Origin of the sequence: Xanthobacter autotrophicus, from assembly GCF_005871085.1 — a bacterium.
GTDB lineage: Bacteria > Pseudomonadota > Alphaproteobacteria > Rhizobiales > Xanthobacteraceae > Xanthobacter > Xanthobacter autotrophicus.
Genome location: NZ_VAUP01000031.1, coordinates 80767 through 95367 on the forward strand (window position 1 = coordinate 80767; position 14601 = coordinate 95367).

At 69.1% G+C, this 14601-nt stretch carries 15 protein-coding genes; 3 read left to right on the plus strand and 12 right to left on the minus strand.

Features of this window, described 5'->3' with window-relative positions:
• Positions 1-166: 166 nt before the first annotated feature.
• Positions 167-874 carry a hypothetical protein gene (locus FBQ73_RS14375; RefSeq protein ID WP_138400187.1) on the minus strand — a complete coding sequence of 236 codons (708 nt, stop codon included), beginning with the start codon at positions 872-874 and terminating at the stop codon, positions 167-169.
• A 140-nt stretch (positions 875-1014) separates the two neighbouring features.
• Here FBQ73_RS14375 and FBQ73_RS14380 point away from each other — a divergent pair, with 140 nt between their 5' ends.
• Both FBQ73_RS14380 and FBQ73_RS14385 read left to right on the plus strand, forming a co-directional pair.
• Entirely contained in the window at positions 1015-1800 is a 786-nt protein-coding gene (locus tag FBQ73_RS14380) for a response regulator (RefSeq protein ID WP_246089714.1), read from the plus strand.
• The gene (locus tag FBQ73_RS14385; protein ID WP_138400188.1) at positions 1797-3086 is read left to right on the plus strand and encodes an ATP-binding protein; all 1290 of its coding nucleotides are present in this window, start codon (positions 1797-1799) and stop codon (positions 3084-3086) included. Before FBQ73_RS14380 ends, FBQ73_RS14385 begins: the two co-directional genes overlap by 4 nt.
• A 152-nt stretch (positions 3087-3238) precedes the next feature.
• On the opposite strand, the gene FBQ73_RS14390 is transcribed toward FBQ73_RS14385, so the two are convergent.
• From FBQ73_RS14390 to FBQ73_RS14425, 8 genes are all read right to left on the minus strand, one after another.
• On the minus strand, positions 3239-4120 hold the full coding sequence (locus FBQ73_RS14390) for a 3-hydroxybutyryl-CoA dehydrogenase (protein WP_138400189.1): 882 nt from the start codon (positions 4118-4120) through the stop codon (positions 3239-3241).
• Positions 4121-4261: 141 nt separating this feature from the next.
• Positions 4262-5206, minus strand: coding sequence for an electron transfer flavoprotein subunit alpha/FixB family protein (locus FBQ73_RS14395; protein ID WP_138400190.1), 945 nt, complete (start codon positions 5204-5206; stop codon positions 4262-4264).
• Positions 5206-5955, minus strand: coding sequence for an electron transfer flavoprotein subunit beta/FixA family protein (locus FBQ73_RS14400; RefSeq protein WP_138400191.1), 750 nt, complete (start codon positions 5953-5955; stop codon positions 5206-5208). The genes FBQ73_RS14395 and FBQ73_RS14400 overlap by 1 nt, the downstream gene beginning before the upstream one ends.
• 180 nt (positions 5956-6135) lie before the next feature.
• The gene (locus tag FBQ73_RS14405) at positions 6136-6867 is read right to left on the minus strand and encodes a rhomboid family intramembrane serine protease (protein WP_138400192.1); all 732 of its coding nucleotides are present in this window, start codon (positions 6865-6867) and stop codon (positions 6136-6138) included.
• Between the two features lie 192 nt (positions 6868-7059).
• The gene (locus tag FBQ73_RS14410) at positions 7060-7641 is read right to left on the minus strand and encodes a cob(I)yrinic acid a,c-diamide adenosyltransferase (RefSeq protein WP_138400193.1); all 582 of its coding nucleotides are present in this window, start codon (positions 7639-7641) and stop codon (positions 7060-7062) included.
• Positions 7642-7708: 67 nt separating this feature from the next.
• Positions 7709-7903, minus strand: a complete 195-nt coding sequence (locus tag FBQ73_RS14415) for a twin transmembrane helix small protein (RefSeq protein WP_138400194.1) — start codon at positions 7901-7903, stop codon at positions 7709-7711.
• A 32-nt stretch (positions 7904-7935) separates the two neighbouring features.
• Positions 7936-8442: a TspO/MBR family protein gene (locus tag FBQ73_RS14420; protein WP_138400195.1), complete on the minus strand. Its 507-nt coding sequence runs from the start codon at positions 8440-8442 to the stop codon at positions 7936-7938.
• A gap of 101 nt (positions 8443-8543) precedes the next feature.
• Positions 8544-8990 (minus strand): host attachment protein, encoded by a 447-nt coding sequence (locus tag FBQ73_RS14425; protein ID WP_138400196.1) that lies wholly within the window; start codon positions 8988-8990, stop codon positions 8544-8546.
• A gap of 240 nt (positions 8991-9230) precedes the next feature.
• Between FBQ73_RS14425 and FBQ73_RS14430 the strand changes: the two genes are divergently transcribed.
• On the plus strand, positions 9231-9530 hold the full coding sequence (locus FBQ73_RS14430) for a hypothetical protein (RefSeq protein ID WP_138400197.1): 300 nt from the start codon (positions 9231-9233) through the stop codon (positions 9528-9530).
• A gap of 84 nt (positions 9531-9614) precedes the next feature.
• On the opposite strand, the gene FBQ73_RS14435 is transcribed toward FBQ73_RS14430, so the two are convergent.
• The 3 genes from FBQ73_RS14435 to FBQ73_RS14445 all read right to left on the minus strand — a co-directional run bounded on the left by FBQ73_RS14435 (position 9615) and on the right by FBQ73_RS14445 (position 14421).
• Positions 9615-11957, minus strand: a complete 2343-nt coding sequence (locus tag FBQ73_RS14435; protein ID WP_392567236.1) for a Tex family protein — start codon at positions 11955-11957, stop codon at positions 9615-9617.
• Positions 11958-12178: 221 nt separating this feature from the next.
• Entirely contained in the window at positions 12179-12499 is a 321-nt protein-coding gene (locus tag FBQ73_RS14440) for a YbaB/EbfC family nucleoid-associated protein (protein ID WP_138400198.1), read from the minus strand.
• Between the two features lie 56 nt (positions 12500-12555).
• Entirely contained in the window at positions 12556-14421 is a 1866-nt protein-coding gene (locus FBQ73_RS14445) for a DNA polymerase III subunit gamma/tau (RefSeq protein ID WP_138400199.1), read from the minus strand.
• Between the last annotated feature and the right edge of the window lie 180 nt (positions 14422-14601).

A 14601-nucleotide genomic window follows, 5' to 3' on the forward strand; every position in this document is an offset into this window, starting at 1 on the left:
GGTATCAAGGTATTGAATTTCGGCGGGGTGCGAAGGGGGCGGCCTTGCCCGGCACTTCTGGCTGATCTTGCCGCCCGCGCGAACGCAAACAGCGGGCGTGCTGGAGCACGCCCGCTGTGGGGAAGGGAGGATCAAGGGCGGCGAGACTCCCTTCCTTCGCGGAGCCTCACCTGGGCGGGAGGCGATCTGGGGGGCCGCGCCGACCGCTGGGCGGTGGCGGGGCAAAGCCGGGGGGTGGCGGCGGCAGCAGTGCCGGCTCGATCTGGGTCAGCCGCTGAAGCTGGTCGGCGGACAGGCGCGCCTTCAGGGCTTCCACCGCCTGCCTCAGCCGTGTACCGGCCTTGCCGGCCTCCTCGTCGCGCACCGCAAGCGCGGTGACGAGGGCGAAGGGGGCCGGGGCGCCGGGCACCGCTGCCGGAGCACCGGGCGGCGGGAAGGGCGCGCCCGGAGGCGGCGGGGGCGGAGGAAGAGCGGCCTGGAAGGCGTCGGTGAAGTCGCGCCAGGCATCCATCTGGTTCGGCCGGACGCCGATGGCGGTTTCGGCGGCGGCGAGGATCTGGGCGAGCCCCAGCGGTCCGCCGGGGGGCGGGCCACCGCGCGCCGGGCCGGGATGAGGCCCAGGGGCGCCGGGCTCTTCGCTGGACCCGGGTGGCGGAACGTCACGGGAGGGGTTCCAGGAGAGCTCCGGCGGCAGCGGCTGGCCTTCCATGGCAAGGGCTGCGACCCGCACCGGGCCGCTCGACATGGTCTGCGGCAGCCGGTCCTGCGTCTTCGAGGAGGCGGGGCCGGACAGGGATGCGACGACAGCGCATCCCGCCGCAAGGGCGAGGGCGGCGCCCGTCAGGAGCTTGGTGCGCAGAGGCTTGAAGGACATGGGGTGCCTGCTGTCTTTCTTCAGGTTGACTGCAGTTTCACCCCCTCCCGTTGCTGGCGAAGGTCGGGACATGTCCCAAGGTGTCGGCGCGGATCGAATTTGTATCGAAATATTGCTCAATGCCCCTGGGCAATGCTTCGATGCAATGGAGGGAGCGGCGGCGGCGCGTCTCCGCTAGACTCGCCGGAAAGGAGACGCCGGTGCAGTCTGAAGGCGCAACGCATATACTCGTCGTCGACGACGATCTCGAAATCCGTAAATTGCTGGGGCGCTACCTGACGGCCCAGGGCTTCCGCGTCACCACCGCCGGCGACGGCCGGGAGATGGAGGAGAAGCTCGCCACCCAGCGCATCGACTTCGTGGTGCTGGATCTGATGCTGCCGGATGCTTCCGGCCTCGATCTGTGCCGCGCCCTGCGCAACCGTTCGCGGATCCCCGTCATCCTGCTCACGGCGCTGAAGGAGGATGTGGACCGCATCATCGGGCTGGAGATCGGCGCCGACGATTATCTCGGCAAGCCGTTCAATCCGCGCGAGCTGGTGGCGCGCATCCGCGCCGTGCTGCGGCGCACCGGTGGGGCCGAGCCGGAACCGGTGGCGGCCACGGCGTTCCGCTTCGGTCGCTTCCGTGCCGAGCCGGAACTGCGGCGCGTCACCGACGCCGACGGGGTGGAGATCCCGCTCACCGGTGCTGAGTTTGACCTGCTGATGGCCTTCCTGGAGCGGCCGGGCCGCATCCTCTCCCGCGAGCAACTGCTGGACATCACCCGCGGTCGCGAGGCCGGGCCCTTCGATCGCTCGGTGGATGTGCTGGTGAGCCGCCTGCGCCGCAAGCTCGGCGACCAGGGCGCGTTCCAGATCCTGAAGACCCTGCGCAACGGCGGCTATCAACTGGCGGTGCGGGTGGACCGGGAGGAAGCCTCGTGAGGACCCTGCGCGCGCAGGTTACCGCGCTGCTGGCGGTGGCGGTGCTGGTGGTGATCGCCCTTGCCAACAGCGCGTCCTTCTTCCTGACCCATCCCGAATGGCCGCCCTTCGAAGAGGGCGACAAGGCCCAGGACATCATCCTTCTCGCCGATCTGGCGGCGGCGGTGCCGTCGGGGGCCCGTTTGCCGGGGGAGCGGGCGAGGATCCAGGCCGTGCCGCCCGATGGCGAGATCGATGCCGAGGCGACCCACCGGCTCGGAGACTCCATGGCCCGGTTCGGCCGTAATGCTCCCGTGCGGGTCTACCGGCCCGCCTTCGGGGAGCCGTCCCTGACCGCCGTGCGTCTCGCGGACGGGCGCTGGCTGGTGCTGGAGCGGCGGTTTGGTCCCATGCGCCCGCCGGATGGCCCGCCGGGCGGCACCTTCGGCTTCGCCACCTGGCTCGCCTTCATGGTGGCGGGGGTAACGCTGGTGGTGGTGGTCGCGGTCCGGCGGCTGACCAAGCCCTTGTCCCTCATCGAGGAGGCGGCCCGGGGCATTGGTCCCGATGGGGAACTGCCGGTACTGCCCGAGGAGGGGCCGGCCGAGGTGCGCGCGGCGGCCGCCGCCATCAACCGCCTCTCGGCCCGGCTCAAGTCGGCCATCGACAGCCGCATGCGCATCGTGGCCGGCGCCGCCCACGACCTGCGCACCCCGCTCACCCGCATGCGGCTGCGCGCCGAGTTCATCACCGACGACGAGGAGCGGGCGCACTGGCTCTCGGACCTGGAGGAACTCGACCGCATCGCCGACAGCGCCATCCGGCTGGTGCGCGAGGAGGTGGAGGGCGGCCCGGAGGAAGAGGTCCGCTTCGACGATCTGGTGGAGGGCGTGGTGGCGGAAGTGGCCGAGGCGCGGCGCCCGGTCCATCTGGCGGGGGCGTCACCGGTGGCGGTGCGGGGGCGTCCGCTTTCGCTGCGGCGGGCGGTGCGCAACCTGGTGGTGAACGCCGCGACTCATGGCGGCGGGGCGCGGGTTGCCGTCAGCGCCGAGGCGGGGCGGGCGGTGCTGATCATCGAGGATGATGGCCCCGGCATTCCCGAGGCGCTGATGGGGCAGGTGTTTGAGCCCTTCTTCAGGGTGGACCCGGCGCGTCAGGTCAGCATCCCCGGGGCCGGTCTGGGCCTTGCCATCGCCAACGAGATCGTCACGCGCCACGGCGGCCGCCTCACCCTCGCCAACCGGCCGGGCGGTGGCCTGTTGCAGCGGGTGGAATTTCCGGGGATCGCGGTGGAGGGGGGAGCGTGACCGGACAGGCCGCGCGGAGGCCAGAGCGATCGTTCGCAGGCCGTGCCTGCACATCGGGGTTTTCGCGTAATCGGGGTTTTTCGCGCAGAGGCCAGGGCGGCTGGAGCCGCCCCATAGCGATCAGGGCGGCCGATGGGCCGCCCTGATCGGGCTCAGCGGGTTGGGACGGGCTTCTCGCCGCGATAGTCGTAGAAACCGCGCTGGGTCTTGCGACCGAGCCAGCCAGCCTCGACGTATTTTACCAGCAGCGGGCAGGGGCGGTACTTGGAATCCGCCAAGCCCTCGTGCAGCACCTGCATGACTGCGAGGCAGGTATCGAGGCCGATGAAGTCGGCCAGTTGCAACGGACCCATGGGATGGTTCGCGCCGAGCTTCATGGCCCGGTCGATGGAATCCACGCTGCCGACGCCCTCGTAGAGGGTGTAGATGGCCTCGTTGATCATGGGCAGCAGGATGCGGTTGACGATGAAGGCCGGGAAGTCCTCGGCCACCGCATAGGTCTTGTGCAGGCGGGTGACGAACTGCTTCGAGCTTTCGAAGGTGTCGTCGTCGGTGGCGATGCCACGCACCAGCTCCACCAGTTCCATCAGCGGCACCGGATTCATGAAGTGAATGCCGATGAAGCGCTCGGGGCGGTCGGTGGCGGCGGCCAGCCGGGTGATGGAGATGGACGAGGTGTTGGAGGCGAGCAGCGCGTCGGGCCGCAGCACCTGGCATAGGCCGGTGAAGATCTTGCGCTTCACCTCTTCCTTCTCGGTGGCCGATTCGATGACGAGGTCGCAGTCGGCCAGGTCCTCGGTGCGCTCGGCCATGGCGATGCGGGCGAGGGCCACCTGCCGGGCGTCCTCGGTCACGGTGCCCTTGGAGACCTGCTTGGCCATGTTGCCATTGATGGTGGCAAGGCCCGAGCGGATGCGGTCGGGGTCCGCGTCATGGATGAATACGTCATAGCCGGCGAGGGCGCAGACGTGCGCGATGCCGTTGCCCATCTGGCCTGCGCCGATGACCCCGACCTTCTTGATCTCGAGCGGCATGGTTCTCTCGTTTCACCTTGATGCCGGGGGGAGGAGCCGGCGCCCCTGATGGCAGCGGCCGGGGCGTGCCCGGCCGCCTGTTTCTAGTGCATTTTCGATCTGCGTTGAATGGGGGCCAAGGCGCTTGAAAACGCTTTGGCCTTATCCTTTCGCCTTGGCGAGTTCCGCCTTCAGCTCGGGGATGACGGTGTTGATGTCGCCAACCAGCCCGTAGTCGGCCACCTGGAAGATCGGGGCCTCCTCGTCCTTGTTGACGGCGACGATGACCTTGGAGTCCTTCATGCCGGCCAGATGCTGGATGGCGCCGGAAATGCCGAGCGCGATGTACAGCTCGGGGGCCACCACCTTGCCGGTCTGGCCCACCTGCCAGTCGTTGGGGGCGTAGCCGGCGTCCACGGCGGCGCGCGAGGCGCCCACCGCGGCGCCCAGCACGTCCGCCAGCGGCTCGATCAATTCGGCGAACTTCTCCCGCGAGCCCAGGGCGCGGCCGCCGGAGACGATGATCTTCGCCGCCGTCAGTTCCGGACGATCTGAGGCCGCGATAGTCTCCTCCACGAAGGTGGAGACGCCGGGATCAGCCACCGCCGGGATGGCTTCCACGGTCGCCGAGCCGCCTTCGCCGATGGCGCCGAAGGACGCGGTGCGCACCGTGATCACCTTCTTCGCGTCGGAGGACTTCACGGTCTGGATGGCGTTGCCCGCATAGATCGGCCGCTCGAAGGTGTCGGGGGCCACCACCTTGGTGATGTCCGACACCTGCATCACGTCCAGCAGGGCTGCCACGCGCGGCAACACGTTCTTGGCCACGGCGGTGGAGGGGCCGACGATGGCGTCATAGCCGGGGGCCAGCGCCACGATGAGCGCGGCGAGCGGCTCGGCGAGGCGATGGGCATAGAGCGCGTCGTCCGCCAGCAATACCTTCTCGACGCCCGAAAGCTTGGCGGCGGCGTCGGCGACGCCCTTGGCATTCTGGCCGGCCACCAGGATGTGCACCGGGCCGCCGAGGGCGGCGGCGGCGGAAAGCGCCTTGGCGGTGACGCCGTTGAGAGCCGAATTGTCGTGTTCGGCGAGCAGCAAAGTTGCCATCAGATCACCCCCGCCTCATCCTTGAGCTTCGCCACCAGCTCGGCCACCGAACCCACCTTCACGCCCGCCTTGCGGCCCGCGGGTTCCGCGGTGGAGAGCACGGTGAGGCGCGGGGCGACGTCCACGCCGTAATCGGCGGGCGTCTTCTCGGCGATGGGCTTCTTCTTCGCCTTCATGATGTTGGGGAGCGAGGCGTAGCGCGGCTCGTTGAGGCGCAGGTCCGTCGTGACGATAGCCGGGCCGTTGAGCTTCACGGTCTGCAGGCCGCCGTCGATCTCGCGGGTGACGGCGACGCCGCCGTCCTCGACCACGACCTTGGAGGCGAAGGTGCCCTGGGGCCAGCCCAGCAGGGCGGCGAGCATCTGGCCGGTCTGGTTGCAGTCGTCGTCGATGGCCTGCTTGCCAAGGATGACGAGGCCGGGGGCTTCCTCGCCGACCACGCCCTTGAGGATCTTGGCCACCGCGAGCGGTTCCACCACGCCGTCGACCTTCACCAGGATGCCGCGGTCGGCACCCATGGCCAGCGCCGTGCGCAGGGTCTCGGAGGCCTGGGCCGGGCCGATGGAGACGGCGATCACCTCGGTGGCCTTGCCGGCTTCCTTCAGGCGGAGCGCCTCTTCAACCGCGATCTCGTCGAACGGGTTCATGGACATCTTGACGTTGGCGAGCTCCACGCCCGACCCGTCCGATTTCACCCGGACCTTTACGTTGTAATCCACCACCCGCTTAACGGGCACCAGGATCTTCATAGAGGCGTGCTCCCCGTTCCCGAAATATTGACCGGCGGTCGAAAAGTCGCGCCGATCATCCAGTCTTCCGCGTCGTCCCTGCATTGCAGCATTTTGTGCGGGCCGGCAACGTAGGAGGGGCCAGAAAGTGTGTCAACGCTCGCGCTTTCAAGGTCTGCTAAAGTTGGACATGTCGGTCTCTCACGGCTCGTTCTTGCGCGGCGCCGGACGGCTCGGCACTCCGGAGGGATCGGGATCCAGCAGCGCCACCCCGGGCCGGCGCATCACCGTCACCAGCAGCGCGCCAGCGAGGAAGCCGCCCACATGGGCCCACCAGGCGGTGTCGTGGTCGTCGCTCGCGAGGATCTGCCAGACCTGGAGCATGAACCACGCGCCGATGGCCCAATAGGCCGGCACGCGCAGCGGGATCTTCATGAGCACCAGCGCCCACAGGCGGATGTTGGGGTGCAGGACCAGATAGGCCGCGATCACCCCCGCCACCGCGCCGGAGGCTCCCACCAGTGGCGCTTCCGAGGCGGGGTCGGCGACCACATGCACCGTCGCCGCCGCAACACCGCACAGAAGGTAGAAGGCGAGGAAGCGGGCATGGCCGAGTGCGTCCTCCACATTGTCGCCGAACACGAACAGGAAGGCCATGTTGCCGATCAGGTGCAGCCAGCCGCCATGCAGGAACATGTAGGTGACGAGGCTGAAGGGCGCGGGCATGCGCGCATAGCCTTCCGGCAGCACCGCCTCGCCCGTCACCACCGCCGGTATGGTGCCGAAGGAGAGGGTGCCGGCCTCGCTCACCGGCCCGAAGGCCCCGTGCTGGAGCGCCAGGAATACGAACAGGTTGAGCGCCAGCAGCGCCCAGGTGACGTAGGCGTGCCGCACATGCTCCAGCGGGTTGGCGTCGGCAATGGGGACGAACATGGCCAAGGGTCTTCCCCGGGCGCCCGGTGCGCACCCGTGGCTTGAAGCGTAAAGCATTTTGGAGCGTAGGTGGCAGCGGGACGCGCGAAGAAAATGCACAGGGGCGACAATGCCGCGCAGCCGGACCGCCGGTATCCGGTGGCTGGCCTCACCAGTTGGTCGGGTACGACGCTTTTCCGGCGTGCTTTGCCGTCAGGTGCGGCTTGCCCCGGGTACCCAGAGCACGTCGGCAGCGCCGCGGGCATTGGCATAGCGGCCGGCCACGAACAGCAGGTCCGACAGGCGGTTCACATATTGGATGGCGGGTCCGCCCACCTCTTCATCCGGCTGGTGCGACAGCTCCACCATGATTCGCTCGGCGCGCCGGCAGACGGTGCGGGCGAAATGCAGGTAGGCCGACGCCGGCGTTCCCGCCGGCAGGATGAAGGAGGTGAGGGGCGACAGCTCGGCGTTGAGGGTGTCGATATCGGCTTCCAGCCGGCTCACCTGCGTCGGAACGATCCGCAGCGCGGTGCCGGGCGCCTCACCAGCTGTGGGCGGCACGCACAGGTCGGCGCCGAGATCGAACAGGTCATTCTGGGCCCGCGCCAGCATGGCGTCGAGCGCCGCTTCCCCGGCAAGATGCAGGCGGGCGATGCCGATGGCGGCATTGGTCTCGTCCACCGCGCCGTAGGCGTCCACCCTGAGGTCGTACTTGGGTACCCGCATGCCGGTGCCTAGCCCGGTGGTTCCATCGTCGCCGGTGCGAGTGTAGATCTTGTTCAGCTTCACCATTGGTTGCGACCTCCCTTACTGTTCCCGATCCGTTTGCCGGATTGCGGCTCCAGAATACAATCCCGGATTACCGCCCCATAGCGAAGATGGTGATCATCACCAGGACGAGGGCGCCGAACTGGAACAACACGCGCAGCTGCATCAGCCGCTGGGAGCGCTGGGGCGAGCCGCCCGAGGCAAAGTTGAACAGGCCGAGGATCAGCACCCCCGCCACCAGGGCCAGGGCCAGCGGGATGAAGAGATAGATGGACCAGTGGAGCATGGGGCAGACCTCGGGGACGCGGTGGGGCCGCGTCAGTTGAGGAGGACGATAGCTGCATTCAAGGTGGAGGCGTAGCACACCCAGGCGAGATAGGGCACCAGCAGCCAGCCGGCGGCGCGGTCCAGCGGGAGGGCGGCGCGCAGGGTGAGCGCCAGCACGATGATGAGCGCGACAATGATCGCCAGCCCTGCCACCGGCGCGTGCAGCCCGAAGAACACGGGCGACCACACCGCATTCAGCGCCAGTTGGCCGAGGAACAGGCCGATGGCGCTGCGCCGCGCGGGAGAGGGGGCCACCTTGTCCCACAGCCGCCAAAGCGCCAGCGCCATCAGGATGTAGAGGATGGTCCAGGCGATGGGGAATGCGGCGTTGGGCGGCGTCCACGCGGGCTTGTTGAGCCCCTGGTACCAGGCGGGAATGGCGGGCGACGTGACGGCGCCGCCCACCGCGGCGACCACCCCCACCAGCGCGAGGCAGGCAAGCAGCCTCAGCCGCGCGACGGCGCAGGGGGAGAAGGACCTCGATTGGATCAGGGACATGGGACACCTTTGACGTTCGAACCTTATTCGAACGCGGCGCGGGGGCGGATCGGTTCCTGAGAATCCCAACCTCCCGAGGATCCCAAGCCTGTGGCTATGGTTCAGGTCACGATGTGGCGGCCGATCTCCTCCACTGGCAGCATTACGAGGTCCTTGGCGATTTCCCCGTCCACCCGGCCCTTGACCTTGGCGCTCAGCGCACCGCGCAGGGTGCCGAGCGCGCGCGGCGGCGCGACCAGAAGGATGCGCTCCGGCGCCGTGCCGGCCTCCACCATCACCCCGATCCGGGCGGCCACGCGGCCAAGAAACGCGGCCTCGGCCTGGGCGTGAAGATCGGTCTCCTCCGTGGCGCTGCGCGCGGTGGTGGCGGATTCATGCACCCGCCCCGGCCGGTCGGTGCCGAGCGCGGCGGTGCTGGGATGGGGCTCATCATGGGTTTCGAGGACGCTGAGCCGCGGGACGAGGGCGGTGCCGGCATCGGCCAGAAGGATGGCCTTGGCGCCGTCGCAGACCACCACCAGGCGATGGGCCTTGTCGAGCTTCGTCATGTGCTGCCTCCCGTTGTGATTTTCCGGCGCCACCCTCGGCGGAACCGGACGCGTCATGATCCTGGGCGCCTTGAGGCCCTGGCACCTTGACGGCGCCACCTTGACACGGCGCATCCTGCGACTTTGTGCCGACATGGGGGCGCTTGCCGCCATCAAAGGCGCGTGAGACCATTTTCGATACGGAAACCGGATGCCTGCGCGCACGTTCCACAGCATGGGTTCAGGAGGGGAGACCTCGCGATGCCATTTCTCGTTCGTTTCCTGCTGCGGCACGCGGCGATCGGGGTCGGCGTGGCCGCCGTCTTCGTCGCGCTCCTCGCCGCCTTCGACGTGGCGCATCTGGGCACCCTGTTCGCCACGTCTTCCGACGGCCCCTTGGCGCTGGTCGTTCTCACCCTGGCCCTCGGCGTAACCTTCGGCAGCGTGCAGATGGGCTTTGCCGTGATGCTCATGAGTGACAAGGACGAGCCGCCGCGCGGCCGTCGTATCCGCCTCACCCGCCTGGTGCCCCGGCTGGCGCGGGTGCATGCGGGCCGCTGAGGTGGTGGCCTTCTGAACCGTACGGTCGTGAACCGTCGCGCCGTTTGAAAGGCCGGGCAGTGCCCGGCCTTTTCGTTTGCGGGCCTACTGGCCCTTGCGCCGGAGGGCGTCGGCCAGCGCCGCGCCGAAGGCACCCGTCGCGGACTTGTCCTTCGGCGGCTGGCCCCGGCGGCCATCGTTCTGGCGCGGCTCGTTCGGGCGTTGATCCTGCGCCCGTCCCGCCGGGGGCCGCCCGCCCGCATCGTCCTTGCGCATGGAGAGGGCGATGCGCTTGCGCTTCACATCCACCTCCACCACCCGCACCTTCACCACGTCGCCGGCCTTCACCACCTCGTGGGGGTCCTTCACGAACTTGTCGGCCAGCGCCGATACATGGACCAGCCCGTCCTGGTGCACGCCGATGTCCACGAAGGCGCCGAAGGCGGCCACATTGGTCACCGTGCCTTCCAGCACCATGCCGGGCTTGAGATCGCTCATCTCGTTCACCCCCTCGGCGAAGGTGGCGGTCTTGAACTGCGGGCGCGGGTCGCGGCCGGGCTTCTCCAGCTCGCTCAGAATGTCGCGCACGGTGGGCAGGCCGAAGCGCTCGTCCACGAAGGCACGCGGGTCCAGCGCCTTCAGCGCCGCCGTGTCGCCCATCAGCGCACGCACGTCCCGCCCACAGGCGGCAACGATCTTCTTGGCAAGGTCATAGGCTTCCGGGTGCACGGCGGAGGCATCGAGCGGCTCCGCCCCCTCGGCGATGCGCAGGAAGCCGGCCGACAGCTCGAACGTCCTCGGCCCGAGGCGTGCGACCTTCAGTAGTTCCTTGCGGGTCCTGAACGGCCCCACCGTGTTGCGATGGGCGACGATGGCCTCCGCCAGCGAGGCGCCGAGGCCCGACACCCGCGCGAGCAGCGAGGCCGAAGCGGTGTTGAGGTCCACGCCCACGGCGTTCACCGCATCCTCCACCACCGCGTCGAGGGCCTTGGCGAGGCGGGCCTGGTCCACGTCGTGCTGGTACTGGCCCACCCCGATGGCCTTGGGCTCGATCTTCACCAGTTCGGCCAGCGGGTCCTGCAGGCGGCGGGCGATGGAGACGGCGCCGCGGATCGACACGTCGATGTCCGGCATTTCGGCCGCGGCTGTGGCGGAGGCGGAATAGACCGAGGCGCCGGCCTCGCTCACCACCACCTTGATGGGGTGCGGCGGCGGCAGCATGCCCAGGAGATCCGCCACCAGCTTGTCGGTCTCCCGGCTCGCGGTGCCATTGCCGATGGCGATCAGCTCCACCTTGTGCTGTCGGATGAGGTGGGCCAGCGCCGCGCTCGCCCCCTGCACGTCGTTGCGCGGCTGGAAGGGATAGACGGTGGAGGTGGCAATCAGCTTGCCGGTGCCGTCCACCACCGCCACCTTCACGCCGGTGCGGATGCCGGGGTCGAGCCCCATGGTGGCGCGCGAACCGGCGGGGGCGGCGAGCAGCAGGTCCTTGAGGTTGCGGGCGAACACGCGGATGGCCTCCTCTTCCGCCCGCTCGCGCATCTCGCCCATCAGCTCCACGGTGAGGTGAAGCGAGAGCTTCACCCGCCACGCCCAGCGGGCCACCTCCAGCAGGAAGCCGTCCGCCGGCGCGCCGTTGGCGAGGGGAATGTCGAAGGCTTCCGCAACGATGCGCTCGGTGGGCTTCACCGGGGTGGTGGCGTCCTCGTCCACCACCAGGTCGATGGTCAGCATCTCCTCGTTGCGACCACGCAGCATGGCCAGCACGCGATGGCTGGGGGCGGTGGCCCATTTTTCCGAATGGTCGAAATAGTCGCGGAACTTGGCGCCGGCCTCCTCCTTGCCTTCGGCCACCCTGGCCTTGAGCACGGCATTGGCCTTGAGGTGCGCGCGCAGGCGGCCCACCAGCTCCGCATTCTCCGCGAAGGTCTCAACCAGAATGTCTCGCGCCCCGTCCAGAGCGGCCTTGATGTCCGCCACCTGCTCGTTGAGGAAGCTGGCGGCGCGCTCTGCGGGGGCGATGGAACGGTCGGCAAGGAGGGCCTCGGCCAGCGGCCCCAGCCCCTTCTCGCGGGCGATCTCCGCCTTGGTGCGGCGCTTGGGCTTGTAGGGGAGGTAGAGGTCCTCCAGCTCCGCCTTGGTTGTGGCGGCGTCGATCTTGCCGCGCAGCTCGTCGGAAAGCTTGCCCTGCCCGTCGATGGAGGACAGCACCGCGGCCCGCCGCGCCTCCAGCTCGCGCAGATAGGACAGGCGCTCTTCCAGGGTGCGCAGCTGGGTGTCGTCGAGGCCGCCCGTGACCTCCTTGCGGTAGCGGGCGATGAAGGGAACCGTGGCGCCTTCGTCGATGAGGGACACGGCCGCGCTGACCTGCGCCGGGCGGGCGCTGATCTCGGCGGCGATGATGCGGGCGATGGTCTCGCTCATTCCCTGCGGTGCGGCGGCAGCCATGGGCTCTCCTTCGGAATCGGGGCACGCCCCTAGAGCGCGATCCGCTTAGACGCAAACGGGTCCGTTTGCGTCTAAGCGGTGAATCGCCCTCTAAACTATTGATAGAGACGGATTCAGCTATTCGACGCTATGGCGTCGAACAGCATCCGGCTCTAGCGGACCAACGGGGCGCTGTCACGATGCGGTAACCAGGCCCCACCGCCCGCGGTGGAAAAGCAGCCTCAGAACAGGTTCAGGCCCGGCGGCAGGGCAAGGCCCCCAGTGAGGCTCTTCATCTTCTCCTGCATCACCCGCTCGGCCTTGACGCGGGCATCGCCCAGGGCGGCGACCAGGAGGTCTTCCAGGATCTCCACCTCGTCCGGCTTCGCCAACGAGGGATCGATGCGCACGGCCTTGCACTCGCCCTTGGCGGTAACGCGCACGGTGACGAGGCCGCCGCCGGAGGCGCCTTCCACCTCCACCTGCTCCAGCTCCGCTTGCATCTGCTGCATGCGCTCCTGAAGCTCCTTGGCCTGCTTCATCATCCCCATCAGGTCGCGCATGGCTTCATCTCTCCCGTCATGGCGCGCGGCCGCGTCAGGCGCCGCGCGAAAATGCTTTAATATTCCAGTTCGTCGTCGGCGCCGGGGCCAGCATAAAGGTCCTCTTCCGAGGGGGCGAGGACCTCGGTGTCGATGGGTGCTTCCTCGCGGGTGCGCACGTCCACCACCTCGGCACCGGGGAAGCGGGCGAGCACGGCGGCCACCAGCGGATGGGCCTTGATGCCCTCCTCCCGCTCGGCCTTCACCGCCGCATTCTCCTCCGCCAGGGTCGGTCCGCCCGGCTGCGAGGAAATGGAGACCAGCCAGCGCCGGCCGGTCCATTCCGAGAGCTTGCGGGAGAGATCCTGGATGACGCTGGCGGGGGAGCCCGGCACCAGCGCCACCTCGATGCGGCCCTCCTCCACATGCACCGGACGCAGCGAGGTCTCGACCGCGTGCTTCAGGGCCAGGTCGCGCTTGGCGGCGACATACTGTGCCACGTCGGCAAGGCTGGCGAGGCGGGGACCCGCCGCCAGCGCCGCCACGGCCGCCACCGGCGCGGCTTGCATCTGCGGCCGGGCCTCGACGGGACGGGGGGCGATGGACAGCCGCGCACCACCGCCACCACCGCCGCCTCCACCGCCACCGCCCGAGGGGGCGGAGGGCGGGGCGTCGGTAACCGGCTGGTCCTTCAGGCGCCGCAGGGCTTCGTCGGGGGTTGGCAGATCGGTGGCGTAGCCGAGGCGCACCAGCGCCATTTCCGCCGCCTGGGCGGGCTTGGGGGCCTGCTGCACCTCGCCGATGCCCTTGGTGAGCATCTGCCACGCCCGCGCCAGCACCCGCATGGACAGGCCCTGCGCCATCTCCAGCCCGCGCACCCGCTCGGCCTCCACCAGCGCTGCATCCTGCGCCGCGTCGGGCATGATCTTGAGGCGGGTGACGAGGTGGGTGAATTCGGCCAGATCCGTGAGGATCACCGCCGGGTCGGCGCCGGCATCATACTGGTCGCGGAATTCGGCCAGCGCCCGGGCCATCTCGCCCTTCATCAGCGCCTCGAACAGGTCGATGACGCGGCCCTTGTCGGCAAGGCCGAGCAGCCGCCGCACCTCTTCCGCCCCCACCGTGCCGCCGCCATGGGCAATGGCCTGGTCGAGCAGGGACAGGCTGTCGCGCACCGAGCCTTCCGCCGCGCGCGCCACGATGGCCAGCGCCTCCGGCTCGATGGTGACGCCTTCCTTGGCGCAGATGCCGGCAAGGTGCGCCGCCAGCTCGCCCGCCTCCACGCGGCGCAGGTCGAAGCGCTGGCAGCGCGACAGCACGGTGACCGGCACCTTGCGGATCTCGGTGGTGGCGAAGATGAACTTCACATGCTCCGGCGGCTCTTCCAGCGTCTTCAAGAGCCCGTTGAAGGCTGCTGTGGAGAGCATGTGCACTTCGTCGATGATGTAGACCTTGTAGCGCGCCATCACCGGGCGGTAGCGGGCGCTCTCGATGATCTCGCGGATGTCGTTGATGGAGGTGTTGGACGCCGCGTCCATCTCCATCACGTCCACATGGCGGGATTCGATGATATCGCGGCACTGCTTGCCCATCACCGACAGGTCGAGGCTCGGCCCGCCCGCGCCGCCGTCCATGGGCTCGTAGTTCAGCGCGCGGGCGAGGATGCGCGCGGTGGTGGTCTTGCCCACGCCGCGCACGCCGGTGAGGATATAGGCCTGCGCGATGCGCCCGGAGGAGAAGGCATTCCTCAGGGTGCGGACCATGGCCTCCTGGCCGATGAGGTCGGTGAAATTCTGCGGACGGTATTTGCGGGCCAGCACCCGGTAGGCGGCGGGGGCCGGCGCGGGGACGGGCGCCGCATCCGGGCGCGCGGCGTAGGGCGGGGCGCCCAGGTCTAGGCCCGGCCCGTCATCGTCCTGGTGCGCGTGGGTGTCCTCGCTCATGAAGCTGCCTTTGGGGATGTGCAGGGGATGCCGACCCTACGATGCACCTGCCCCATACATAGCATCGCGGCCGCCCGCGTCGATGGGCGGGCCGGCAAAACTGCCGTCCGCCCGCCGCGCTTAAGCGCTCGCTGGGCTGAACCCTCTCCCGCTTGCGGGGGAGGGCAGGGTGGGGGCCCG

Bases quoted from the DNA above. Each gene is read 5' to 3' on its own strand.
- FBQ73_RS14375 (WP_138400187.1), bottom strand. From the start codon at position 874: ATGTCCTTCAAGCCTCTGCGCACCAAGCTCCTGACGGGCGCCGCCCTC.
- FBQ73_RS14380 (WP_246089714.1), top strand. From the start codon at position 1,015: ATGCAATGGAGGGAGCGGCGGCGGCGCGTCTCCGCTAGACTCGCCGGA.
- FBQ73_RS14390 (WP_138400189.1), bottom strand. From the start codon at position 4,120: ATGCCGCTCGAGATCAAGAAGGTCGGGGTCATCGGCGCAGGCCAGATG.
- FBQ73_RS14395 (WP_138400190.1), bottom strand. From the start codon at position 5,206: ATGGCAACTTTGCTGCTCGCCGAACACGACAATTCGGCTCTCAACGGC.
- FBQ73_RS14400 (WP_138400191.1), bottom strand. From the start codon at position 5,955: ATGAAGATCCTGGTGCCCGTTAAGCGGGTGGTGGATTACAACGTAAAG.
- FBQ73_RS14405 (WP_138400192.1), bottom strand. From the start codon at position 6,867: ATGTTCGTCCCCATTGCCGACGCCAACCCGCTGGAGCATGTGCGGCAC.
- FBQ73_RS14410 (WP_138400193.1), bottom strand. From the start codon at position 7,641: ATGGTGAAGCTGAACAAGATCTACACTCGCACCGGCGACGATGGAACC.
- FBQ73_RS14415 (WP_138400194.1), bottom strand. From the start codon at position 7,903: ATGCTCCACTGGTCCATCTATCTCTTCATCCCGCTGGCCCTGGCCCTG.
- FBQ73_RS14420 (WP_138400195.1), bottom strand. From the start codon at position 8,442: ATGTCCCTGATCCAATCGAGGTCCTTCTCCCCCTGCGCCGTCGCGCGG.
- FBQ73_RS14425 (WP_138400196.1), bottom strand. From the start codon at position 8,990: ATGACGAAGCTCGACAAGGCCCATCGCCTGGTGGTGGTCTGCGACGGC.
- FBQ73_RS14430 (WP_138400197.1), top strand. From the start codon at position 9,231: ATGCCATTTCTCGTTCGTTTCCTGCTGCGGCACGCGGCGATCGGGGTC.
- FBQ73_RS14435 (WP_392567236.1), bottom strand. From the start codon at position 11,957: ATGGCTGCCGCCGCACCGCAGGGAATGAGCGAGACCATCGCCCGCATC.
- FBQ73_RS14440 (WP_138400198.1), bottom strand. From the start codon at position 12,499: ATGCGCGACCTGATGGGGATGATGAAGCAGGCCAAGGAGCTTCAGGAG.
- FBQ73_RS14445 (WP_138400199.1), bottom strand. From the start codon at position 14,421: ATGAGCGAGGACACCCACGCGCACCAGGACGATGACGGGCCGGGCCTA.